Origin of the sequence: Oryzisolibacter propanilivorax, assembly GCF_900103645.1 — a bacterium.
In the GTDB taxonomy this organism is placed as follows: domain Bacteria; phylum Pseudomonadota; class Gammaproteobacteria; order Burkholderiales; family Burkholderiaceae_C; genus Melaminivora; species Melaminivora propanilivorax.
In genome coordinates this window covers 97,159-120,135 of sequence record NZ_FNHP01000010.1, presented here as the reverse complement: position 1 = coordinate 120,135, position 22,977 = coordinate 97,159, and the positions used below count along the sequence as shown (strand labels likewise).

Sequence of the window (22,977 nt, the reverse complement as noted above, 5' to 3'; positions counted from 1 at the left end):
TGCCGCCGGGGCAGGCGGTGCCACCCGACCCGAGGCTGGCAGCGGCGCGGCCGCCACGCAGCGCTGAGCCCGGCACGGTGCTGGCACCACCAGCGCAGGCAGACGCGCCGGCCGGGTGCTGAAAAATTGGGCAGTACAATCCGCGTCCCCCGCGCTCGCCCGGTCCCGGCCAGCCGCCCTGACGCCTTTTTCCCAGCCCGCCCGTCCATGTCCGCCCTGCGCATCGGCTCGCATGCCCTGCCCAACCGCCTGTTCGTCGCCCCCATGGCGGGCGTGACGGACCGGCCGTTCCGCCAGCTGTGCAAGCAGCTGGGCGCGGGCTACGCGGTCAGCGAGATGGTCACCTCGCGGCGCGACCTGTGGGACAGCCTCAAGACCAGCCGCCGCGCCAACCATGATGGCGAGAGCGGCCCGATCGCCGTGCAGATCGCCGGCACCGACGCGCCCATGATGGCCGAGGCGGCGCTCTACAACATCGACCGCGGCGCGCAGATCATCGACATCAACATGGGCTGCCCGGCCAAGAAGGTCTGCAACAAGTGGGCCGGCTCGGCGCTGATGCAGAACGAGCCGCTGGCGCTGGAGATCGCCGCCGCCGTGGTCGCCGCCTGCGCGCCGCGCGGCGTGCCGGTGACGCTGAAGATGCGCACCGGCTGGTGCGACGCGCAGAAAAATGCCGTGCGGCTGGCGCGCCAGTTCGAGGACGCGGGCATCCAGCTGCTCACCGTGCACGGGCGCACGCGCGAGCAGGGTTACCGCGGCCAGGCCGAGTACGACACGGTCGCCGCCGTCAAGGCCGCGGTGGCCGTGCCGGTGGTGGCTAACGGCGACATCGACAGCCCGCAAAAGGCCCGCGCCGTGCTGGCTGCCACCGGCGCCGACGCGCTGATGGTCGGCCGCGCTGCGCAGGGCCGGCCGTGGATCTTTCGCGAGATCGGCCACTTCCTGGCCACCGGCGAGCACCTGGCGCCGCCCCTGGTGGCCGAGGTGCGCCGCCTGCTGCTTGCGCACCTGCAGGACCACTACCGGCTGTACGGCGAAGGCACCGGCGTGCGCAGCGCGCGCAAGCACATCGGCTGGTACGTGCGCCAGCTGCCCGGCGGCGAGGCGCTGCGCCCGCACATCAACACCCTGCACGACTGCGATGCCCAGTGGCAGGCCGTGGCGCGCTATTTCGACGACCTGGGCCAACGCATGGACCGGCTGCCCGCCGCGGCCCCTGAAGAACACCATCTGCCTGCATGACCATCGACAGCATCCGCCCGCTCGAGGGCACCGGCCCCCAGGGCGACAGCGGCAACGCCAGCCTGGAGCAGTGCGTGCGCGACAGCCTGCACGGCTACTTCCAGGACCTCGGGGGCGAGACGCCCAACGGCGTGTATGACATGGTGGTGCGCTTGGTAGAGCGCCCGCTGCTGGAGGTGGTGATGGACCAGGCGCAGCAGAACCAGTCGCGCGCCGCGCAGTGGCTGGGCCTGAACCGCAACACGCTGCGCAAGAAGCTGCTGGAGCACAACCTCCTGTAAGGCCGCGCGGCGTTTTTGCTACGTTAAACATAGCTGGAGGCCTGTGTAAATAGAGGACTGCAGCCGGTTTTCATCCATATTTCATTACCGAGAGGCCCCATGAACGCACTGATTTCCGTCTCCGACAAGACCGGCGTGGTCGAGTTCGCGCGCGCACTGCACGCCCTGGGCGTGCGCCTGCTGTCCACCGGCGGCACGGCGCAGCTGCTGGCGCGCGAAGGCCTGCCGGTCACCGAGGTGGCCGAGGTCACGCAGTTCCCCGAGATGCTGGACGGCCGCGTCAAGACGCTGCATCCCAAGGTGCACGGCGGCCTGCTGGCGCGGCGCGACCTGCCGGCGCACATGGCGGCGCTGCAGGAGCACGGCATCGACACGATCGACCTGCTGGTGGTCAACCTGTACCCGTTCGAGGCCACCGTGGCGAAGCCCGGCTGCACGCTGGCGGATGCCATCGAGAACATCGACATCGGCGGCCCGGCCATGGTGCGCAGTGCCGCCAAGAACTGGCAGGACGTGGGCGTGGTGACCGATGCAGCGCAGTACCCGCCGGTGCTGGCCGAGTTGCAGGCTCAGGGCAAGCTGTCGGATGCGCTGCGCTTCGCCCTGTCGGTGGCGGCGTTCAACCGCATCGCGCAGTACGACGGCGCGATCAGCGACTACCTGTCCTCCGTCACCTTCGAGGCGGAGAAGCTGGGCGAAGGCTACGTGCCCGCGCGCAACCCCTTCCCCGGCCAGAGCAACGGCATCTTCACCAAGGTGCAGGACCTGCGCTACGGCGAGAACAGCCACCAGAGCGCCGCGCTGTACCGCGACCTGCACCCCGCGCCCGGCTCCATCGTCACCGGCGAGCAGTTGCAGGGCAAGGAGCTGTCGTACAACAACATCGCCGACGCCGACGCCGCCTGGGAGTGCGTGAAAAGCTTCAAGCTGCCGGCCTGCGTCATCGTCAAGCACGCCAACCCCTGCGGCGTGGCCGTGGGCACCAGTGCGCTGGAGGCCTATTCCAAAGCCTTCCAGACCGACCCGACCAGCGCCTTCGGCGGCATCATCGCCTTCAACCGCCCGGTGGACGGCGCGGCGGCGCAAGCCATCGCCAAGCAATTCGTCGAGGTGCTGATGGCGCCCGACTTCACGCCCGAGGCGCTGGAGATCTTCAAGGCCAAGGCCAACGTGCGCCTGGTGAAGATCGCCTTGCCGCCCGGTGGCGACAGCGCCTGGCAGCAGGGCCGCAACGCCATGGACGCCAAGCGCGTCGGCTCGGGCCTGCTGCTGCAGACCGCCGACAACCACGAGCTGCAGCTGCCCGACGTGCGCGTGGTCACCACGCGCCAGCCGACGCAGGAAGAGATGCAGGACCTGATGTTCGCCTGGAAGGTGGCCAAGTACGTGAAGAGCAACGCCATCGTCTTCTGCAAGGGCGGCATGACCATGGGCGTAGGCGCCGGGCAGATGAGCCGGCTGGATTCGGCGCGCATCGCCAGCATCAAGGCCCAGGCCGCCGGCCTGAGCCTGGCCGGCACGGCGGTGGCCAGCGATGCCTTCTTCCCGTTCCGCGACGGCCTGGACGTGGTGGTGGACGCCGGCGCGACCTGCGTGGCGCAGCCCGGCGGCTCGATGCGCGACCAGGAGGTGATCGACGCCGCCAACGAGCGCGGCGTGGCCATGGTGTTCACGGGCGTGCGGCACTTCCGGCATTGACCCGCGCCGGCCGCTGCCGCGGCCGATGGGGCATAGTGGGGCGCTGACCGCCCGCGCCGATTGCAGCCAGCCTGAAGAGAACCTGCCCATGGACCTGCCACCGACCTTCAGCCGCCCAGGTGGGGCGGCGCCTGCCGTCTGGTGCGGCGCGCCGCCGCCGGACGACGAAGGCCAGCGCCTGTTCTTCCTGCGCTCGACCGGTCTGCTGGACACCACCGCCAGCGCCGCCTTCGACCGCATCACGCGGCTGGCCAGCCAGATCTTCGAGGTGCCGATCAGCCTGATCTCGCTGGTGGACGAGCAGCGCCAGTGGTTCAAGTCGCGCGTCGGGCTGGACGTGGACGAAACGCCGCGCGAGGTGTCCTTCTGCGCATACTGCGTGAGCGACCGCGCACCGCTGGTGGTGCCCGATGCGCGCCAGGACGCACGCTTTGCCGGCAACCTGCTGGTCACCGGTGCGCCCGGCATCCGCTTCTACGCCGGCGCGCCACTCGTCCTGCCGACGGGCCACGTGCTGGGCAGCCTGTGCATCATCGACACCCGCCCACGCGCGTTCAGCGCCGCCCAGCTGCAGCTGCTGCAGGACCTGGCGGCGCTGGTCATGAGCCAGATCGACCTGCACCAGTTGGCCGGGCGGGTGCACGAGGTGACGCGGCTGCCCAACCGCGCGCAGCTGGCCGACGACCTGCGCGCCGCCTGCCGCGACGCGCGCGCCGGCGGGCAGTGCACGCTGATGCTGCTGGACCTGATGGGCAACGACCAGCTGCATTCGGCCGTGCGCGCCATTGGCATCGCGCGGCTGGAGAGCGCGCTGCGCAGCGTCGCCAGCCAGCTGCTGGGCTGGCTGCCGGCCGGTGCGGCCCTCTACCACGTCAGCGAAAGCCGCCTAGCGGTGCTGCTCGTGCATGCCGGCGCGCACGCGCCGCAGGACGACTTCGCGTCCGGGTTGCTGGCGCGTTTCGACCAGCCGCTATGGCTCAACGGCCTGTCGGTGCAGCTGCATGTCGATGCCGGACTGGCGCGCTTTCGCCTGCTGCCCGGGGAGGCGGAAGACGCGCTGCGCCGCGCCTCGACCGCGCTGCATGGGGCGCGGGCCGCGCAGCAGCGCCTGGCCTGGCACCAGCCCGCGGACGACGCGCCGCACCAGCGCGCCTACGCGCTGCTGCACAGCATCCCGGCGGCGCTGGCCGCGGGGGAGTTCCGCCTGGTCTATCAGCCCAAGCTGAACCTGCGCAGCGGCCGCTTCAGCGGCGTGGAGGCGCTGGCGCGCTGGCGCAGCGCGCAGCACGGGGACGTCTCGCCCGCAGAGTTCGTGGCGCTGATCGAGAGCACCGCGCTGATCCACGAGTTCACCGAATGGGTGCTGCACCAGGCGCTGGCGCAGCTGGCGGCATGGCGCGCTCAAGGGCTGGAGCTGACCATGGCCGTGAACGTGTCGGCGCGCAACCTGGAGCACCCGCACTTTCTGCGCATGCTGCGCAACGCCTGCGCGTTGCACGACGTGCCGGCGCCGGCGCTGCACCTGGAATGCACCGAGAACGCGGTCATCGCCGGCACCCGCACGGCGCGCGTGCTGCAGGAGGTGCTGGCCCTGGGGGTGAGCATCTCGCTGGACGACTTTGGCGTCGGCTACAGCAACCTGGCCTGCCTGCATTCGCTGCCGGTGCAACTGCTCAAACTCGACCAGTCGCTCATCAAACCCATTGCCGCCGACGTGCGCGCCCTGGCGCTGGTGCGCTCGCTGATCCTAATGGGCCACAGCCTGGGCTACCGTCTGCTGGCCGAGGGCGTGGAAAGCGCCGAGGTGCTGGACATCCTGGCGCGCGAGGGCTGCGACGCGGCGCAGGGCTACCACCTGTCGCGGCCGCTGGAGGCGTCGGCGGCGGCGGACTTCCTGCGCGCCGCGCCCGCGGTGGCAGCCCTGGCCGCACCGGTGTCCGCCAGCTGAACGCGGCGGGCGGTCGCCGCACCAGGCACCAGCTGGGACGGCAAAAAGGCCCCGCAGGGCCTTTTTTGAGTGAAAAAGCGATCCAGTCCTGATGTGCAAAGGGCCTGCAGCTATGCTTTCGATAGTTCCCGGAACACCTCGCGCGCCGCCGCCACGCTCTGCGCGATGTCGTCCTCGGTGTGCGCGCTGCTGACGAAGCCGGCCTCGTACAGCGCCGGCGCGATGTACACGCCGCGCGCCAGCAGGCCGTGGAACAGCCGGTTGAAGCGCGGTCCGTCGGTGGCCAGCACCTGCGGGTAGTTCTGCGGCAGCTCGGGCAGCAGGAAGAAGCCGAACATGCCGCCCTCGCAGTCGGTCACCAGCGGCACGCCCTCGGCGCGCGCGGCGTCCTCCAGGCCCTGCATCCAGGCGCGCGTGCGCGCCGCCAGCCGGTCGTAGAAGCCCGGCCTGGAAATTTCACGCAGTGTCGCCAGCCCGCAGGCGGTGGCCACCGGGTTGCCCGACAGCGTGCCGGCTTGGTACACCGGGCCCAGCGGCGCCAGCTGCTCCATCACCGCGCGCGGGCCGCCGAAGGCCGCCAGCGGCATGCCGCCGCCGATCACCTTGCCCAGCACCGTCAGGTCCGGTGCGAAGCCCGGGATCTGCTGCGCGTAGAGGCTCTGCGCGCCGCCCAGCGCCACGCGAAAGCCGGTCATGACCTCGTCCAGGATCAACAGGGCGCCATGCTGCGTGCACAGCTCGCGCGCGCGCTGCATGAACGGCACGCTGGCGCGCACGAAGTTCATGTTGCCGGCGATCGGCTCCATGATCACGCAGGCGATATCGGCGCCGTGCAGCGCGAAGGCCTCGTCCAGCTGCGCCACGTCGTTGTATTCGAGCACCAGCGTGTGCTGCACCACCTCGGGCGGCACGCCGGCGCTGGTGGCATGGCCGAAGGTCGCCAGGCCCGAGCCGGCCTTCACCAGCAGCGAATCGGCATGGCCGTGGTAGCAGCCGTTGAACTTGACGATCACCGAGCGCCCGGTGGCGCCGCGCGCCAGGCGGATGGCGCTCATGCCGGCCTCGGTGCCCGAGCTGACCAGGCGCACCATCTCCATCGACGGCACGTGGCGCAGGATCTCTTCGGCCAGCTCGACCTCGCGCTCGGTCGGCGCGCCGAAACTGAAGCCCTCCAGCGCCGCTTTTTGCACCGCTTCCAGCGCCGCCGGGTGGCCGTGGCCCAGGATCATCGGGCCCCAGGAGCCGATATAGTCGATATAGCGCTGGCCGTCGGCGTCCCACAGGTGGGCGCCCTGGGCGCGGGCAATGAAGCGCGGCGTGCCGCCCACGGCGCGGAAGGCGCGCACGGGCGAGTTCACGCCACCGGGGATGACGCGCTGCGCGCGCTCGAAGAGCTGCTGGCTGCGGGCGGGGGTGGAGGCGGTGGGGTCAGTGCTGTGTGTCATGCGGGGGCATCTCGAAGCCGGACGGGTCCAGCGGATCGGGTGTGGCGCTCTCGTCGGCTTCGTCGTCGTCCGGCTGGGCCCAGAACATGCGGTCGGGCAGCACCTGGCCCATGCCGGGACGGATGCCGCATTCCAGCGCGCCGTCCAGGTAGGTCAGCGCCTCGGCCAGAGCCTCGCCCAGGTCGCAGCCGGTGGCCACCAGGGCCGTGAGCGTGGCGCTGAGCGTGTCGCCGGCGCCGATGAAGGTCGCCTCGATGCGCTCGAAGCGCACGCTGGCCAGCACCGACTGGGCCGAGGTCAGAACGTTGTCGATGTGCTGCTCGGGTAGCGGCACGCCGGTCACCAGCAGGTAGGGCACACCGTGCTCCTCGGCGGCCAGCGCCAGCTCACGCGGGCTGGGCGGGTGGCTGGCCGACCAGTCGGGCAGGAGCCAGCGCGCCAGCAGGCTGTGGCTGCCGACCAGCACCGAGGTCTGCGGCAGCAGCAGCTCGGCGAAGGCGTCCAGGTACTGGTCGATCAGGTCGTCGCGCCACCACGACAGATCGGGCATGTAGGCGATGACCGGCAGCTCGGCATAGTCGGCGGCGATCTCGGCAATGGTCGCCAGGTTTTCGGGGCTGCCGGCGAAGCCGACCTTGATGGCCTGCACCGGCATGTCTTCGAGCGCGGCGCGCGCTTGCTCGGCCACCGCGTCGCTGTCGAATGCGAAGTGCTCGAAGATCTGCGTGGTGTCGCGGGCGTAGGCGCCAGTGACCACCGCCAGCGGATGGCCGCCGACGGCACTGATGGCGGCGATGTCGCCGGTCAGCCCGCCGGCGCCGCTGGGGTCGCTGGCGTTGAAGGCCAGCACGCAGACCACGTCCACCAGGCTGTCCGGTTCATCGGTGGCGGCAATCGGGGTTTCCGGGGGGCGCGCGGAACTGGATTTCATGCAAAAAACGACCAGCCTAACGGATGGCGCGAAAGCCGCGTCCGGCTGTGAGGGCTGGATACAATCGTTGCATTCTATGAGATGCTTTCTGACACTCGATTCAAGCCGTGACTGATCCCAAGACCTGGATGTGCGTGGTATGCGGGTGGCTCTACGATGAGGCCGCCGGCTCGCCACAGGACGGACTGGCGCCCGGCACCCGCTGGCAGGATGTCCCCGCTGACTGGGCTTGCCCCGAGTGCGGCGCCTCCAAGGACGACTTCGAGATGGTCGAGATCTGAGCGCCGGCCCGCCGGCGCCGCCAACCGTTGCCCAGGAGCACCAAAGAAATTGGCTACGACGACAAATGCTGCCCCGGTCCGGGTGCTGGTGGTGGACGACAGCAACACCATCCGGCGCAGTGCCGAGATCTTTCTCAAGCAGGGCGGCCACGAGGTGCTGCTGGCCGATGACGGCTTTGATGCGCTGGCCAAGGTCAACGACTACCAGCCGCAGGTCATCTTCTGCGACATCCTGATGCCGCGCCTGGACGGCTACCAGACCTGCGCCATCATCAAGCGCAACGCCCGCTTCGCCGCCACGCCGGTGGTCATGCTCTCGTCCAAGGACGGGGTCTTCGACAAGGCGCGCGGCCGCATGGTCGGCTGCCAGGACTACCTCACCAAACCCTTCACCAAGGACCAGCTGCTGCAGGCCGTGCAGCACTGCCTTGGCGCGCAACAAGGATTCCAATGATGCCCATCCGCAAGGTGCTGGTCGTGGACGACTCCAGGACCGAACTCATGTTCCTGACCGGCCTGCTGCAAAAGAAAGGCCTGCAGGTACGTACGGCCGAGAACGCCGACGAGGCGCTGCGCAGCCTGGCCGAGGACAAGCCCGACCTGATCCTGATGGACGTGGTCATGCCCGGCCAGAACGGCTTTCAGCTGACGCGCACCATCTCGCGCGATCCGCGCTATAGCGACGTGCCGATCATCATGTGCACCAGCAAGAACCAGGAAACCGATCGGGTCTGGGGCATGCGCCAGGGCGCCCGCGGCTATGTCACCAAGCCGGTCGATCCGGCGCAGTTGCAGGCCACCATCGATGCCCTCGGCTGAGCGGCTGCGGTTCCATGGCCAAGCGTGAGGCTCTGAAGGAGCTGCAGACGCGCCTGGCCGCGCGCCTGCAGGCTGCGCGCGCCGAGGGGGTGGCGGTGGCGGCATGGCTGGCCGTGGAGACCGGCGGCCGGCGCCTGCTGCTGCCGCTGGCGCAGGCCGGCGAAATCTTCTCCTGGAGCGGTGTCCAGCCCGTGCCCTATACCCAGCCCTGGTTCCTGGGTGTGGCCAACCTGCGCGGCGCGCTGTGCGGCGTGATCGACCTGGCAGTGCTGCTCGGGGCCGTGTCGACGCGCTCCGAACAGGCGCTGGCCGAGGCCAGCGTGCTGACGTTGGGCGGCGCGCTGGAGGTCAATGCCGCGTTGCTGGTCGAACGCCTGGCGGGCCTGCGCAGCGCCGACACCTTCAGCGCCAGCGAAGCCCCGGACGCGGATACGCCAGCCTACCTTGGCGCCACGCATCTGGATGCCCAGGGCCAGCGCTGGCAGGAAGTTGACCTGCAGGCCCTGTCGCGTGATCCGGCCTTCCTGGCCATCAGCACCTGATCCGCTTTCCTCCCTTTTCCCGTCAAGGCAGCACCATGTCCGTCGCCAATCCCTTTGGAAAACTGTTCAATCGCAAGGACGTCGCAGGCGGCGACGCGCAGCGGCCGGACGAGGGCGCGCGGCCGCTGCTGGGTCCGTCCGAGCTCTACCCGGAGGATGCGCTGAACAGCGTGCAAGGCCAGCCGGCCCCGCTGCTGGCCGCTTCCGATGAGCCTTTGGTAGCGCACGAGGCAGCGGACGAAGTGCGGCTACCGCTACTGGGCCGGACCAGCACTGCCAAGCACCAGCGACACCTGCTGATGCTGCTGACCGTGGGCCTGCTGGTGCTGGCGCTGATCGCCGGCTGGGTGCTGCAGCAAGCCAACCGCTCGGCGGCGCAGCTGACCGCCACCGGCCAGGCACTGATGCAGTCGCAACGCCTGGCCAAGTCGGTGTCGCAGGCGCTGGTGGGCAACCCGCAGGCCTTCCCCGACGTGGTCGACAGCTCGGGCGTGCTGGCACGCAACGTGCGCGCGCTGCATAACGGCGACTCTGCACTGGGAGTGCAGCAGGTGGCGGCGCCGCTGCAAGGCGAGATCGACGCCATCCTGCCGCTGGTCGAGCGCGCCGAGAAGAACGCCGCGACCGTGATGGGCCAAGAGAAGATCCTGACGCAGGTGGGCGACGCGCTGCGCACCATCAACCGCCAGTCCTCGGACCTGCTGGAGATGGCCGAGGCCATCTCGTCGCTGAAGTTGCAGCAGGGTGCTCCGGCGGCCGAGATTTCCGCCGCAGGCCAGCTGGTGATGCTGACGCAGCGCATCGGCAAATCGGCCAACGAGTTTCAGACCACCGAGGGCGTCAGCCCCGAGGCAGTGTTCCTGCTGGGCAAGGATCTGAACACCTTCAAGGAAATCGCCCAGGGCCTGCTCGACGGCAGCGCCGAGCTGCGCCTGGGTGCGGCGCGTGATGCGCAGACGCGCGAGCAGCTGCAGGCGCTGGTCGCGCTGTACGAGCAGACGCGCACCCAGGCCGGTGCCATCCTAGGCAACCTGCAGGGCCTGGTGTCGGCGCGCGAGGCGCAAGCCGCCATCCTGACCGACAGCGAGCCGCTGCGGCGCCAGCTGGAAGGTCTGCAGGAAAACTTGGCGGAGCGTTCGGGCATGGGCGCCGGGCAGTTCGCGGCACTGGCTGCGGCGGCGCTGTTCGTGCTGCTGTGCGGCGTGGGCATCGCCCGCGTGCAGCTGCTGGACAGCCGCCAGCGCCAGAGCCTGGCCGAGACGCAGGAGCGCGAATCGCGCCAGCAGGAGCAGGAAGCCAAGCGCGTGAACGACGCCAACCAGGCGGCCATTCTGCGGCTGATGAACGAGCTGCAGGCCGTGGCCGAGGGCGACCTGACACAGGAAGCCACCGTGACCGAGGACATCACCGGCGCCATCGCCGACTCGGTGAACTACACCGTGGAGGAGCTGCGCCTGCTGGTGGGCAGCGTGCAGAACACGGCGGCGCGCGTGGCCGAGACCACCGCCCAGGTGGACTCCACCTCGACCGAGCTGCTGGCCGCCTCGACCGAGCAGCTGCGCGAGATCCGCGAAACCGGCCGCTCGGTGCTGGACATGGCCGGGCGCATCAACGACGTGTCCTCGCAGGCGCAGGAATCGGCCCAGGTGGCGCGTCAGTCGCTGCAGGCCGCCGAGCAGGGCCTGCAAGCGGTGCAGAACGCCATCGGCGGCATGAACGCCATCCGCGACCAGATCCAGGACACCTCCAAGCGCATCAAGCGCCTGGGCGAATCGTCGCAGGAGATCGGCGAGATCACCGAGCTGATCTCGGACATCACCGAGCAGACCAACGTGCTGGCGCTGAACGCCGCCATCCAGGCGGCCTCCGCCGGCGAGGCGGGCCGCGGCTTCTCCGTGGTGGCCGAGGAAGTGCAGCGCCTGGCCGAACGCTCGGCCGACGCCACGCGCCAGATCTCGGCGCTGGTGAAAGCCATTCAGACCGACACCCAGGATGCGGTGGCCGCCATGGAGCGTTCCACGCAGGGCGTGGTCGAGGGCGCGCGCCTGTCCGACAGCGCCGGCACGGCCCTGTCCGAGATCGACCGCGTGTCGCGCCGGCTGGCCGAGCTGATCGAGCAGATCTCGTCGTCCACCTCGCGCGAGGCGGTGCTGGCCAACGACGTGGCGGACAACATCCAGCACATCTTCGCTGTGACCGAGCAGACCGGCGAGGGCACGCGCATGACGGCCCAGCAGGTGCGCGAGCTTTCGCACATGGCCGAGGAGCTGCGCCAGTCGGTTACCCGCTTCAAGATCGCCTGACACGGCGACGTTTTCACTTCAGCACGGGCTGCGCGCAGCCGGGAACGAACCCATGCCAATCACCGACACCAGCCCGGCAGGCCACGACTGGACACAGGGCGAGCAGGACCTCGGCCCGCTGGCCTGGGTGCTGGACGAGCTGCGCAAGAGCCTGGACGGTGCCGCACGCGCCATGCGCCGCTTCGTGCGCGACGCGGAAGTGGCGCGCCAGTCCGATCTGGCGGCGCTGGACGCTGGCGGCCTGCGCGTGGCACGCCAGCAGCTGCATCAGGCCGGCGGTGCGCTGGAGATGGTCGGCATGGCGCAGCCGGCGCTGGTGGTGCGCGCGCTTGAGTCCGCGGTGCAGCGCTTCGTGCAGCGGCCCGAGCTGTGCGGCGACGACGCCACCGGAGTGATCGAGAGCGCCAGTTTCGCGCTCATCGAGTACCTCGAGCATGTGCTGGCCGGCAAGGCGGTGTCCCCGGTCTCGCTGTTTCCCCAATACCGTCAGGCGCAGGCGCTGGCCGGGGCCGATCAGGTGCACCCGGCCGACCTGTGGCCGGCCGAGCGGCGCCTGCGCGAGCCGATGCTGCAGGCCACGGCCGAGCCGCTGGCCTATGGCGCTGCGGCGCGCACGCGCATGGACAGCGCGGTGCTGCGCATTGTCAAGAGCGCCGACCGGCAGGCCGCGGCCGAGCTGCAGGCGGTGGCGCTGGGTTTCGCCGCGCTGCAGACCGACCGCCAGGTGCGCATCTTCTGGAAGGTGTGTGCCGGCTTCTTCGAGGCCATGGCCCACGGCGCGCTGGCGCCCGATGTGTACGTCAAGCGGGTCGCTTCGCGCGTGCTGCTGCAATACGCCGCGCTGGCGCGTACCGATGCGCCGCTGAACGAGCGGCTGCTGCAGGATCTGCTGTTCTTCTGTGCCCAGGCCCGGCCCACCGATCCGGCCGCGCTGCCGGCGCTGGCGGCGGTGCGTCAGGCCTATGGCCTGGAGCGCCACCAGCCGGTGGATTACGAAAAGCCGCGCTTTGGCCTGTACGACCCGGCGCTGCTGGCGCAAGCGCGCAAGCGCATCGCCGCCGCCACCGAGACCTGGTCGGCGCTGGCGGGTGGCGAGCGCAACAAGCTCAAGCCTGCGGCCGATCAGTTCAGCCTGGTGTGCGACTCGCTGCGCCGGCTGCAGCCGGGCAGCGAAAGCCTGGCACGGGCGCTCACCGAGGCGAGCGATGCCGTGGTGCGCTCGGGCGAGCCACCCAATCCATCGCTGGCCATCGAGGTGGCGACGGCGGTGCTGTACCTGCAGGCATCCTTCGATGACCTGGACCTGGCGCAGGACCAGGTGGCGCAGCGCGCCGGGCGCCTGGCGCAGCGCGTGGCCGAGGTGGCCGCCGGCGGCGAACCCCAGCCGCTGGAATCCTGGATGGAGGACCTGTACCGCCGGGTCAGCGACCAGCAGACCATGGGCAGCGTGGTGGGCGAGCTGCGCATCGCGCTGGCCGAGGCCGAGAAGGCGCTGGACCAGCATTTCCGTGACCCGCAGGACATGGCGGTGCTGGCATCCGTGCCCGGCGGGCTGCAGCAGATGCGCGGCGTGCTGTCGGTGCTGGGGCTGGACCAGGCCTCGCTGGCGGTGATGCACATGCGTGGCACGGTCGAGCAGCTGATGACCGGAGCCGTGGCGCCGCAGGACCGCGCCGAGGTTTTCGCCAGGCTGGGCAACAGCCTGGGGGCGCTCGGCTTCCTGGTGGACATGCTGAGCTACCAGCGCGCCATGGCGCGCAAGCTGTTCGTCTACGACGAGGAAGCCCAGGAGCTGCGCATCCTGATGGGACGCCAGCGCACTCGCGCCGGCGACAGCGCAGCCCAGGCGGTCGCCGGAGTCCAGGCACGCGATGTGACCGCAACCCCGGCGCCGGCACCGGAGACCTTCGTCGCGCAGCTGGCGCCTGCGCCCGCAGCGCCCGGCACGGATACCCTGCAGCCGCTCATGGCGCCTGCGGCGGACCACCTGCCGGTGGCCGCACCCCCGGCCCCGCCGATCGATCCGGCCGCGGCCGTGCCCGCGGCTGCCGGACCAGCGCCGGCCCCCGCCATCTCGCAGCCGCAGCCCGGCGATGCCGATGAGGACGATGGCGGCGAACTGCAGGACATCTTCCTCGAGGAGGCCCGCGAAGTGGTCGCCACCGGCCTGCAGGCCAGTGCGGCGCTGCGGCAGCAGCCGGGCGACCTGAGCGAGCAGACCACGCTGCGCCGGGCTTTCCACACCCTGAAAGGCAGCTCGCGCATGGTCGGGCTGACCGAGTTCGGCGAGGCCGCGTGGGCGCTGGAGCAGGCCTTGAACGCCTGGCTGGCCGAGCAAAAGCCCATGCCGGAGCCGCTGCTGGCGCTGTCCGAACATGCCTTGCATTCCTTCGGCCGGTGGAGCGACGACATCGCCAGCGGCAACGCCCAGGCCTGGCAGGCCCAGCCCTTCCGCGCCGCCGCGGATGCCGTCCGGCAGGGTGGCACGCTGCCGGATCTGACGCTCGCCCCAACAGACCACGCGCTGCCCGAGCCTGCCGCAGCCATCCAGGCCACGGAAGAACATCTTCTGCTGCAGGAAATGCCAGAGCCGGTCGCCATGCCGCTGGACATGGAGCAGGAGCAGCCTGCGCCAACCGCGGCGCAAAAGCCTGTGGCGGCCCCGGACGAGGCAGCACCGGCGCTGGCAGAGTTGCCTTGGGAACCCCACCCGGAACTGGACCTGCTGGATGACGGGCTCGCGCACGAGCCGGGCCTGCCGCTGGGCTTCGACCTGGAGCTGCCGCCGGCCCTGGCAGCGGCGCCGGAGGCAGACGAGGCACCGCTGGACTTTGCCGACACCTTCATCGACGGGGCGTTGATGCCGGAGGCGGCAGATGCGCCTGCCGCGCTGTTGCCCGAGGGCGAAGAGATCGATTTCTCGCTGTTCGAGCAGGCGATGGAAGGTGAGCTGGATCCGCCGCTTGCCTTGTCGCTGCCGCCGCGTGACGCGGCCGCAGGCAGCGAGGCAGCTGAGCCGCCAGAGGTCATGACGGAACTGCCCCTGGAGTGGGGCGCGGGCGATACCGAGGCGCTGCTGCCGCCGTCGGTGCCAGACGATACCCTGATGGTTCCGCTGGACGAGGCCCTGCCGCGGCTGCCGGTTGCGCCGGACGACCAGGCCAGCGACGTGCAAGACTTCTCGCTGGACCTCGAACTGCCGGAAAGGCACGATGTCGCGCCGGCACCGCAGCCACCTGCTGTGGCGCTGCCGCCCGAGGCCGATGTGCCGGCCGCGGAGCTGGTGTCTGTGCCAGGTGCCGACGCAGGCGTGGAGTCGCAAGGGGCAGGACTGGACTGGCCGCTGGCGGACGACGCGTCGCAGCAAGCCTGGGCGGACGAGCCGGCGGCAGAGGAGGTGCGGACCGAGCCGCCGCTGGCAGGGCAGATGCCCGCCGAATTTGCGGGAGAACCGCACGAGCCATTGCCGCAGTCGGAGCGGGAGCCGGAAGACGAAAAGCCGGCGATGGCGGAGGCTGTGCCTGCCGCCGCGCCTGAATCCTGGCCTGAACAGGAAACCCTTGCCCAATCCCAGCCCGAGTCCGCACATGCACCCGAGCCCGAGCCCGAGCCCGAGCCCGAATTTTCTACTTCGGCCGAATCCTCCGACGAGGAGGTCAAGGTCATCGGCGACCTGCGCATCGGCATTCCGCTCTACAACGTTTACCTGAACGAGGCCGACGAATGGTCGCGCCGACTGTCCACCGCGTTGCAGGAGTGGGAACTGGAACTGCATCAGCCGGTGCCAGAAGTAGCGATCGCGCTGGCGCACTCCCTGGCCGGCAGTTCGGCCACTGTCGGCTTCGCCGACCTGTCCGGTCTGGCGCGCACGCTGGAGCATGTGCTGCAGCATCTGCAATTGCTGCCGCAGGGCCTGCCGGAACATGCGCGGCGCGTGAACGCGGCGGCGCACGACATCCGCCGGCTGCTGCACCAGTTCGCGGCCGGCTTCATCAAGGAGCCCAACCCGCAGGTGCTGGCCCAGCTGCAGCAGCTGCTGGATGTCGAGGTCACCAGCGCGCGGGCGCCGCTGGATTTTTCCGCCGTCCGGCAGGCCATGCCCGAACGCGAGGGCGCCGGTCTGGCGCATGTGGCGCCGATGCCCGTGCCCCAGCCTGCCGCGGCCGCCGCCGCGTCGGCGCTGGTCGATGACGACGACATCGACGCGCTGGACACCATCGATCCCGACCTGTTCCCGATTTTCGAGGAAGAGGCGGCCGAGCTGCTGCCGCGGCTGGGGGGTGCGCTGCGCCAGTGGTCGGTGCGCCCCGACAACCTGAGCGCGCGCAGCGAACTGCTGCGCGCCCTGCACACGCTGAAGGGCAGCGCGCGACTGGCCGGCGCCATGCGCCTGGGCGAGATGGCGCACCGGCTGGAGAGCGCCGTCGAACGCATTCCAGTCGAGTCCACGCAGAGCTCCGATGTCGAGCCGCTGCTGGCGCGCCTGGACGTGCTGCAGGCCGATTTCGAGGCCCTGCGCACGCTGGGTGCGCAGCCGCTGAACGAGCCGCTGACCGTGGCGCCAGCCGCGGGCCGCGTTGAGGACGCGGCTGCCGCCACCGCGCCGGCGGCACTGGCTCGCCAGCCGGCCGCCGCGCCTGCACCGCGCGCTGGCGGGCAGTCGGTGCGCGTGCGCACCCAGCTGCTCGACCGCCTGGTCAACCAGGCCGGCGAGGTGATGATCGCCCGCTCGCGTCTGGAGGCGCACATGGGCCAGCTGCGCGGCTCGCTCGACGACCTGACCGGCAACCTGGAGCGCCTGCGCCAGCAGCTGCGCGACATCGAGGTGCAGGCCGAGAGCCAGATGCAGTCGCGCCTGGCGCTGTCGCGCGACTCGGCCGCTGGCTTCGACCCGCTGGAATTCGACCGCTTCACGCGGGTGCAGGAACTGACCCGGATGATGGCCGAGTCGGTCAACGACGTGGCCACCGTGCAGCGCAACATGCAGCGCGCCATGGAAGGCGCCGAGGACGACCTGATCGCCCAGGGCCGGCAGGCGCGCGAGCTGCAGCGCGATTTGCTGCGCACGCGCATGGTCGAGTTCGAGGGCCTGTCCGAGCGCCTGTACGCCGTGGTGCGCCAGGCCGCCAAGGAAACCGGCAAACAGGTCAAGCTGGACATCGTCGGCGGCGCCATCGAGATGGACCGGGGCGTGCTGGACCGCATGGCGCCGGTGTTCGAGCACCTGCTGCGCAACTGCATCGGCCACGGCATCGAGCCGCCCGAGCAGCGCCAAGCCGCCGGCAAGCCGGCGGTGGGCTCCATCACCATCTCCCTGCGCCAGGAAGGCAACGACGTGTCGGTGGAGTTCCGCGACGACGGCGCCGGCCTGGACGTGCAGCGCATCCGCGACAAGGCGGTGGCGCTGGGCCTGCTGCCTGCCGGCGTGCAACTGGGCCGGGCCGACGCGGCGCAGCTGATCTTCCAGCCTGGCTTCACCACCGCCAGCGAGGTGACCGGGCTGTCCGGCCGCGGCATCGGCATGGACGTGGTGCGCACCGAGGTCAGTGCCCTGGGTGGGCGCATCGAGACCGAGAGTGCCGACGGCCAGGGCACGGCGTTCCGGCTGGTGCTGCCGCTGACCACGGCGGTCACCCAGGTGGTCATGCTGCGCGCCGGCCAGCTGGTGTTCGGCGTGCCGGCGTCGCTGATCGAAATCGTGCGCCGCGTGCCGGCTGCGGCGCTGGACGCAGCTTATGCCGACGGTGCCTTCGAGCACGACGGCGAGACGCTGGCGCTGCACTGGGCCGGGGCGCTGCTGCAATCCTCGGCGCGCAGCGACGAGACCGCTGGCCGCACGCGCCCGGTGGTCATCGTGCGCAGCGCCGCCCAGCGCCTGGCGATGCACGTGGACGAGGTGCTGGGCAACCAGGAAGTGGTGGTCAAGAACCTGGGACCGCAGCTGTCGCGCCTGCCGGGCCTGGCGGGCATGTCGGTGCTGGCCTCGGGGGCGGTGGTGCTGATCTATAACCCCGTGGCCCTGGCCACGGTGTACGGCGAGCAGCTGCGCGCCGGGCGCAGCGCCGCCCTGCCAGCGCATGGCCAGGAGCAGGCCGGCGCACCGCCGGCTGCGGCCCTGCCGCAGGACGCCGCCGCAGCCGCGCAGGTGCCGCTGGTGCTGGTGGTGGACGACTCCATCACCGTGCGCCGGGTGACGCAGCGCCTCCTGAAGCGTGAGGGCTACCGCGTGGCGCTGGCCGCCGACGGCCTGCAGGCGCTGGAGCGGCTGCAGGAGGAGCGCCCGGCGGTGGTGCTGTCGGACATCGAGATGCCGCGCATGGACGGCTTCGACCTGGCACGCAACATCCGCGCCGACGCGGCCCTGGCTGGCCTGCCAATCATCATGATCACCTCGCGTATCGCGCAAAAGCACCGCGAGCATGCGCTGGAGCTGGGCGTGAACCACTACCTGGGCAAGCCGTATTCCGACGACGAGCTGCTGGGGCTGGTGCAGCGCTATGCGCACCAGGCGGCCACTGCCGACAGTGCCTGAGACCGGGCGGGGGGCAAGGGACGTGGCCGTAAAATCCGGCCCATGTCCGACTCCCGCCCGTCCATGAACCTGACCCACCACTTCCTGATCGCCATGCCGGGTCTGGAAGAGGGGACGTCGTTCTTCTCGCGTGCCGTGGTCTACCTGTGCGAGCACAGCGAGCGCGGCGCCCTCGGCCTGGTCATCAACAAGCCCATGGGCATCGACCTGGACGGCCTGCTGGAAAAAGTCGACCTGACGCTCGGCCGTGCCGACCTGCACGGCGCGCCGGTGTTCCACGGCGGCCCGCTGCAGCCCGAGCGCGGCTTCGTGCTGCATGACGCCATGCGCCCGCACGCCGACACGGACGGTGAGGATGCCTCGCCCTATGCCTCGACGCTGGAGATCTCCGCCAGCGGCCTGGAGATGACCACCTCCAAGGACGTGCTGGAGGCGCTGTCGCACGGCGCCGGCCCGCGCCGCGTGCTGGTCACGCTGGGCTATGCCTCCTGGGGCGAGGGCCAGCTCGAGTCCGAGCTGGCGGAAAACAGCTGGCTGACCGTCGAGGCCGACCCGCAGGTCATCTTCGACGCCCCAGCTCCCGAGCGTTACGACCGCGCGCTGGCCCTGCTGGGTCTGCAGACCTGGATGCTGTCGCCCGTCGCGGGGCGCGCATGAGCGGCGCCCAGCCCGCCCGCCCTGCCGCCGCTGCCGCACAGCACCAGACCTTCCTGGCCTTCGACTTCGGCGCCAAGCGCACCGGCGTGGCCGTGGGCACGCGCATGCTCGGCACGGCGTCGCCGCAGCGCACCATTCGCGCCGAGGGCGCCGACGCGCGTTTCGCCCAGGTGGCCGAGCGCATCCGCGAGTGGCAGCCCGACGCGCTGGTGGTCGGCATCCCGGTGCACCCGGACGGCGCCGAGCACGAGAACACCCTGCGCGCGCGCAAGTTCGCGCGCCAGCTGCGCGGGCGCTTCGGCCTGGCGGTGCACGAGGTGGACGAGCGCTACAGCACCACCGCGGCGCTGGAGGAGGGCGCGCGTGACGCCGACGCCGGCGCCGCCTGCATCATCCTGGAACAGTTCCTGAGGAGCCTTTGACATGACCCACCCCGACACCGCTGGCCCGGCCGGCCGCCTGCTGCTGGACGCCGAGGCGCTGTACGCCGAACTGGCGCGCGGCGTGCGCGCGCTGCTGGCGCCGGGCACGCGCCTGGCCGGCATCACCTCGGGCGGTGCCTGGCTGGCCGAGCGGCTGCAGCGCGACCTGGGCCTGCAGGAGGCGCCTGGCGTGCTGTCCTCGGCCATGCACCGCGACGACTTCGCGCGCCGCGGCCTGGCCGCCAGCGCGCAGACCAGCATCCCGTTCGACGTGAACGGCGCCGACATCCTGCTGCTGGACGACGTGCTCTACACCGGCCGCACGGTGCGCGCCGTGCTCAACGAGCTGTTCGACTACGGCCGCCCGGCGCGCGTGCGTCTGGCCGTGCTGGTGGACCGCGGCGGGCGCGAGCTGCCCGTGGCCGCCGAGTTCGCCGCCGCGCGCGTCAGCCTGCCGGCCAGCCAGTCGCTGGCGCTGGCCCGCACCGAGGCCGGCGCCTTCCATTTCGACGTGAAATCCCACGAGGCCTGATGTGCTGTACAAGCGCAACCCCCAGCTCAACAAGAGCGGCGAGCTGATCCACCTGCTGTCCATCGAGGGCCTGCCCCGCGCCATCCTGACGCACATCCTGGACACGGCGGCCAACTTCGTCAGCGTCAACGACCGCGAGGTGAAAAAGGTGCCGCTGCTGCGCGGCAAGAGCGTGTTCAACCTGTTCTTCGAGAACAGCACGCGCACCCGCACCACGTTCGAGATCGCCGCCAAGCGCCTGTCGGCCGACGTGTTCAACCTGGACATCGCACGCTCGTCCACCGCCAAGGGCGAGACGCTGCTGGACACCATCGACAACCTCTCGGCCATGGCGGCCGACCTGTTCGTCGTGCGCCACAGCGAATCCGGCGCGCCCTACCTGATCGCGCAGCATGTCGCGCCGCACGTGCACGTGGTGAACGCCGGCGACGGGCGCCACTCGCACCCCACGCAGGGGCTGCTCGACATGTACACCATCCGCCACTACAAGCGGGACTTTGCCAACCTGCGGGTGGCCATCGTCGGCGACGTGCTGCACTCGCGCGTGGCGCGCTCGGACATCCACGCGCTGACCACGCTGGGCTGCGCCGAGGTGCGCGTGGTCGGCCCGCGCACGCTGGTGCCGTCCGATTTGTCGCACATGGGCGTGCAGGTGTTCCACAACCTGGAGGACGGCATTCGCGGCTGCGACGTGGTCATCATGCTGCGGCTGCAGAACGAGCGCATGAGCGGCGCGCTGCTGCCTTCCAGCCAGGAATACTTCAAGAGCTTTGGCCTTACGCCCGAGAAGCTGCGCCTGGCGCAGCCGGACGCCATCGTCATGCACCCCGGGCCGATCAACCGCGGCGTGGAGATCGACTCCGCCGTGGTCGACGGCCCGCAGGCGGTGATCCTGCCGCAGGTGACCTTCGGCATCGCGGTGCGCATGGCCGTCATGTCCATCGTCGCCGGGAACGAGGCTTGACCCCCCTGAGCTGCTGCGCGGCTTCCCCCCAGGGGCACGCCGCTGATGGACCGGCAAAGCCGGATCCACGGCGGCTGCTGGTTTGGCGGGCGCCATGGCGAAACGCAGTGCCGGTACACAGCCCGCATTGAAAAGGCGGGCTTCACTATGTTTTTGATAGCTAGAGGCCAGTATTCCATCAGGGCATACGGCCGATTTGAGCCTGAATCATGAAAATCCTGATCGAAAACGGCCGCGTCATCGACCCCGCCAGCGGGCTCGACAAGGTGTGCAGTGTGGCGCTGGCGGCGGGGCGCATCATCGCCGTGGACCGGCTGCCCGAGGGTTTCGCCCCCGCGCGCACCATCGACGCCAGCGGCTGCCTCGTGCTGCCCGGTCTGGTGGACCTGGCCGCGCGCCTGCGCGAGCCCGGCTACGAGCACGAGGGCATGCTCGAGTCGGAGATGGCCGCGGCCGTGGCCGGCGGCGTGACCAGCCTGGTCTGCCCGCCCGACACCGACCCGGTGCTGGACGAGCCCGGCCTGGTCGAGATGCTCAAGTTCCGCGCCGAAAAGCTGCACCAGGCGCGCCTGTTCCCGCTGGGCGCGCTCACGCGCAATCTGGCCGGCGAGGTGCTGACCGAGATGGCCGAGCTGACCGAGGCCGGCTGCGTGGGCTTTTCGCAGGCCGAGGTGCAGCTGCCCAGCACCCAGGTGCTGCAGCGCGCGCTGCAGTACGCCGCCACCTTCGGCTACACCGTCTGGCTGCGTCCGCAGGAGCTGCACCTGGGCCGCGGCGTCGCCGCCAGCGGCCCGCTGGCCACGCGCATGGGCCTGTCGGGCGTGCCGGTGGCGGCCGAGACCATCGCGCTGCACACCATCTTCGAGCTGATGAAGACCACCGGCGCGCGCGTGCACCTGTGCCGGCTGTCGAGCAGCGCCGGCGTCGAGCTGGTGCGCCGCGCCAAGGCCGAGGGCCTGGCGGTGAGTTGCGACGTGAGCATCAACTCGCTGCTGCTGACCGACGTGGACATCGGCTACTTCGACAGCCGCGCGCGCCTGAACCCGCCGCTGCGCCAGCAGCGCGACCGCGATGCGCTGTCGGCCGGCCTGGCCGACGGCACCATCGACGCGCTGGTCTCCGACCACACGCCGGTGGACGACGACGCCAAGGCCGTGCCCTTCGCCGAGGCCGAGCCCGGCGCCACCGGGCTGGAGCTGCTGCTGTCGGTGGCCGTGAAATGGTCGCAGGATGCCGGCGTGCCGCTGCAGCGCGCGCTGGCGGCGGTCACCAGCGCCCCGGCCGGCGTGCTGGGCGCGTCGCTGGGCACGCTGCAGGCCAGCGTCGGGCGCATCGTCGAGGGCGGCGTGGGCGACCTGTGCATCGTCGAGCCGCAGGCCTGGTGGACGGTGGAGCGCGCGGCCCTGGCCAGCCAGGGCAAGCACACCCCGCTGTCGGGCTACGAGCTGCCGGCGCGGGTGCGCGCCACGCTGGTCGGCGGCCATATCGCCTTCGAGCGCGGGCGCGGCTGAGGCGGCCGGCGACGATCGGGGCAGGGCGGGCGGTGGTGCGTCACCTGCGCGCGGCCTGGCGCCTGCTGCGGCTGCTGCTGCATGTGCTGCACGGCCTGGCCATCGTTGCGCTGCGCTTTCCGCGCCTGGGCGAGGACCGGCGCCAGGCGCACGTGCAGGCCTGGGCGCTGGCGCTGCTGGCACACGCCGGCATCCGGCTGCAGGTGCGCGGCACGCCGGCGCCGGCCGGGCCAGTGCTGCTGGTGGCCAACCATGCGTCCTGGCTCGACATTCCGTTGCTGCACGCGGCGCGCTACTGCCGCTTCGTCTCCAAGGCCGACGTGCAGGACTGGCCGCTGGTCGGCACGCTGGCCACGGCGGCCGGCACGCTGTTCCTGGCGCGCGAGTCGCGCCGCGGCATGCTGCAGACCCTGCGGGGCATGCGCGCCGCGCTGCAGGCCGGCGAGGTGCTGGCGCTGTTCCCCGAGGGCACGACCGGCGACGGCCGCGCGCTGCTGCCGTTCCACGCCAACCTGCTGCAGGCGGCCATCGACGCCGGTGTGCCGGTGCAGCCCGTGGCGCTGGGCTTTGCCGATGCGGCCAGCGGCGCACCCAGCCTGGCACCGTGCTGGCCGGGCGACGAGAGCCTGCTGCGTGCCGTCTGGCGCACGCTGGCCGCGCCGCCGCTGGTGGCGTGGGTGCATTTCGGCGCGCCCGAGCCAGCACAGGGGCGCGAGCGCCGCGCCTGGGCCGCCGCCCTGCGCGAGCAGGTGCAGGCGCTGCGCCACGCCTGACGCCGACAGGGGCATGGCCCGCAGGCCGCGCGCGCCTGCGCTATCGTGGACAGATCGAGGCCAGGCACGGCACGCGTGTGCGGCGGATGCCGG

The 22,977-nt window shown here is 71.0% G+C and carries 18 protein-coding genes; 16 read left to right on the top strand and 2 right to left on the bottom strand.

The annotated features are described in order from the left end of the window. The first annotated feature begins 207 nt into the window (after positions 1 to 207). The 4 genes from dusB to BLQ61_RS14920 all read left to right on the top strand — a co-directional run bounded on the left by dusB (position 208) and on the right by BLQ61_RS14920 (position 5,172). Positions 208 to 1,245 carry a tRNA dihydrouridine synthase DusB gene (gene dusB / locus BLQ61_RS14935; RefSeq protein WP_091572046.1) on the top strand — a complete coding sequence of 346 codons (1,038 nt, stop codon included), beginning with the start codon at positions 208 to 210 and terminating at the stop codon, positions 1,243 to 1,245. Beyond that, entirely contained in the window at positions 1,242 to 1,526 is a 285-nt protein-coding gene (locus BLQ61_RS14930; protein ID WP_091572044.1) for a Fis family transcriptional regulator, read from the top strand. Before dusB ends, BLQ61_RS14930 begins: the two co-directional genes overlap by 4 nt. A 99-nt stretch (positions 1,527 to 1,625) precedes the next feature. Beyond that, positions 1,626 to 3,224, top strand: a complete 1,599-nt coding sequence (gene purH / locus BLQ61_RS14925) for a bifunctional phosphoribosylaminoimidazolecarboxamide formyltransferase/IMP cyclohydrolase (RefSeq protein ID WP_091572041.1) — start codon at positions 1,626 to 1,628, stop codon at positions 3,222 to 3,224. A gap of 88 nt (positions 3,225 to 3,312) precedes the next feature. Continuing rightward, positions 3,313 to 5,172, top strand: a complete 1,860-nt coding sequence (locus tag BLQ61_RS14920; RefSeq protein ID WP_175488312.1) for a sensor domain-containing phosphodiesterase — start codon at positions 3,313 to 3,315, stop codon at positions 5,170 to 5,172. Between the two features lie 110 nt (positions 5,173 to 5,282). On the opposite strand, the gene hemL is transcribed toward BLQ61_RS14920, so the two are convergent. Both hemL and thiD read right to left on the bottom strand, forming a co-directional pair. Further along, entirely contained in the window at positions 5,283 to 6,617 is a 1,335-nt protein-coding gene (gene hemL / locus BLQ61_RS14915; RefSeq protein ID WP_091572035.1) for a glutamate-1-semialdehyde 2,1-aminomutase, read from the bottom strand. Then, a complete protein-coding gene (thiD, locus tag BLQ61_RS14910; RefSeq protein ID WP_091572033.1) occupies positions 6,601 to 7,548 on the bottom strand; it encodes a bifunctional hydroxymethylpyrimidine kinase/phosphomethylpyrimidine kinase in 948 nt (315 codons plus the stop codon). Before thiD ends, hemL begins: the two co-directional genes overlap by 17 nt. Before the next feature lie 128 nt (positions 7,549 to 7,676). Between thiD and BLQ61_RS14905 the strand changes: the two genes are divergently transcribed. The 12 genes from BLQ61_RS14905 (at position 7,677) to BLQ61_RS14850 (ending at position 22,884) form a co-directional block, all read left to right on the top strand. Next, on the top strand, positions 7,677 to 7,829 hold the full coding sequence (locus BLQ61_RS14905; RefSeq protein ID WP_281218508.1) for a rubredoxin: 153 nt from the start codon (positions 7,677 to 7,679) through the stop codon (positions 7,827 to 7,829). Positions 7,830 to 7,878: 49 nt separating this feature from the next. After that, entirely contained in the window at positions 7,879 to 8,283 is a 405-nt protein-coding gene (locus tag BLQ61_RS14900) for a response regulator (protein ID WP_091572027.1), read from the top strand. Beyond that, on the top strand, positions 8,283 to 8,648 hold the full coding sequence (locus tag BLQ61_RS14895; protein WP_091572093.1) for a response regulator: 366 nt from the start codon (positions 8,283 to 8,285) through the stop codon (positions 8,646 to 8,648). Before BLQ61_RS14900 ends, BLQ61_RS14895 begins: the two co-directional genes overlap by 1 nt. 14 nt (positions 8,649 to 8,662) lie before the next feature. Continuing rightward, positions 8,663 to 9,190, top strand: a complete 528-nt coding sequence (locus BLQ61_RS14890; RefSeq protein ID WP_091572025.1) for a chemotaxis protein CheW — start codon at positions 8,663 to 8,665, stop codon at positions 9,188 to 9,190. Positions 9,191 to 9,225: 35 nt separating this feature from the next. After that, a complete protein-coding gene (locus tag BLQ61_RS14885; RefSeq protein WP_091572022.1) occupies positions 9,226 to 11,493 on the top strand; it encodes a methyl-accepting chemotaxis protein in 2,268 nt (755 codons plus the stop codon). 52 nt (positions 11,494 to 11,545) lie between these two features. Further along, the gene (locus BLQ61_RS14880) at positions 11,546 to 18,025 is read left to right on the top strand and encodes a hybrid sensor histidine kinase/response regulator (protein WP_245704085.1); all 6,480 of its coding nucleotides are present in this window, start codon (positions 11,546 to 11,548) and stop codon (positions 18,023 to 18,025) included. A gap of 42 nt (positions 18,026 to 18,067) precedes the next feature. Then, the gene (locus BLQ61_RS14875) at positions 18,068 to 18,682 is read left to right on the top strand and encodes a YqgE/AlgH family protein (RefSeq protein ID WP_091572019.1); all 615 of its coding nucleotides are present in this window, start codon (positions 18,068 to 18,070) and stop codon (positions 18,680 to 18,682) included. Then, the gene (gene ruvX, locus BLQ61_RS14870) at positions 18,679 to 19,104 is read left to right on the top strand and encodes a Holliday junction resolvase RuvX (RefSeq protein ID WP_091572017.1); all 426 of its coding nucleotides are present in this window, start codon (positions 18,679 to 18,681) and stop codon (positions 19,102 to 19,104) included. The genes BLQ61_RS14875 and ruvX overlap by 4 nt, the downstream gene beginning before the upstream one ends. Position 19,105: 1 nt before the next feature. Beyond that, a complete protein-coding gene (pyrR, locus tag BLQ61_RS14865) occupies positions 19,106 to 19,636 on the top strand; it encodes a bifunctional pyr operon transcriptional regulator/uracil phosphoribosyltransferase PyrR (protein ID WP_091572014.1) in 531 nt (176 codons plus the stop codon). 1 nt (position 19,637) lies between these two features. Continuing rightward, a complete protein-coding gene (locus tag BLQ61_RS14860) occupies positions 19,638 to 20,600 on the top strand; it encodes an aspartate carbamoyltransferase catalytic subunit (RefSeq protein WP_091572012.1) in 963 nt (320 codons plus the stop codon). A 209-nt stretch (positions 20,601 to 20,809) separates the two neighbouring features. Further along, positions 20,810 to 22,111: a dihydroorotase gene (locus BLQ61_RS14855; protein WP_091572009.1), complete on the top strand. Its 1,302-nt coding sequence runs from the start codon at positions 20,810 to 20,812 to the stop codon at positions 22,109 to 22,111. Positions 22,112 to 22,143: 32 nt separating this feature from the next. After that, positions 22,144 to 22,884 carry a lysophospholipid acyltransferase family protein gene (locus BLQ61_RS14850; RefSeq protein WP_091572007.1) on the top strand — a complete coding sequence of 247 codons (741 nt, stop codon included), beginning with the start codon at positions 22,144 to 22,146 and terminating at the stop codon, positions 22,882 to 22,884. The last annotated feature ends 93 nt before the right edge of the window (positions 22,885 to 22,977 follow it).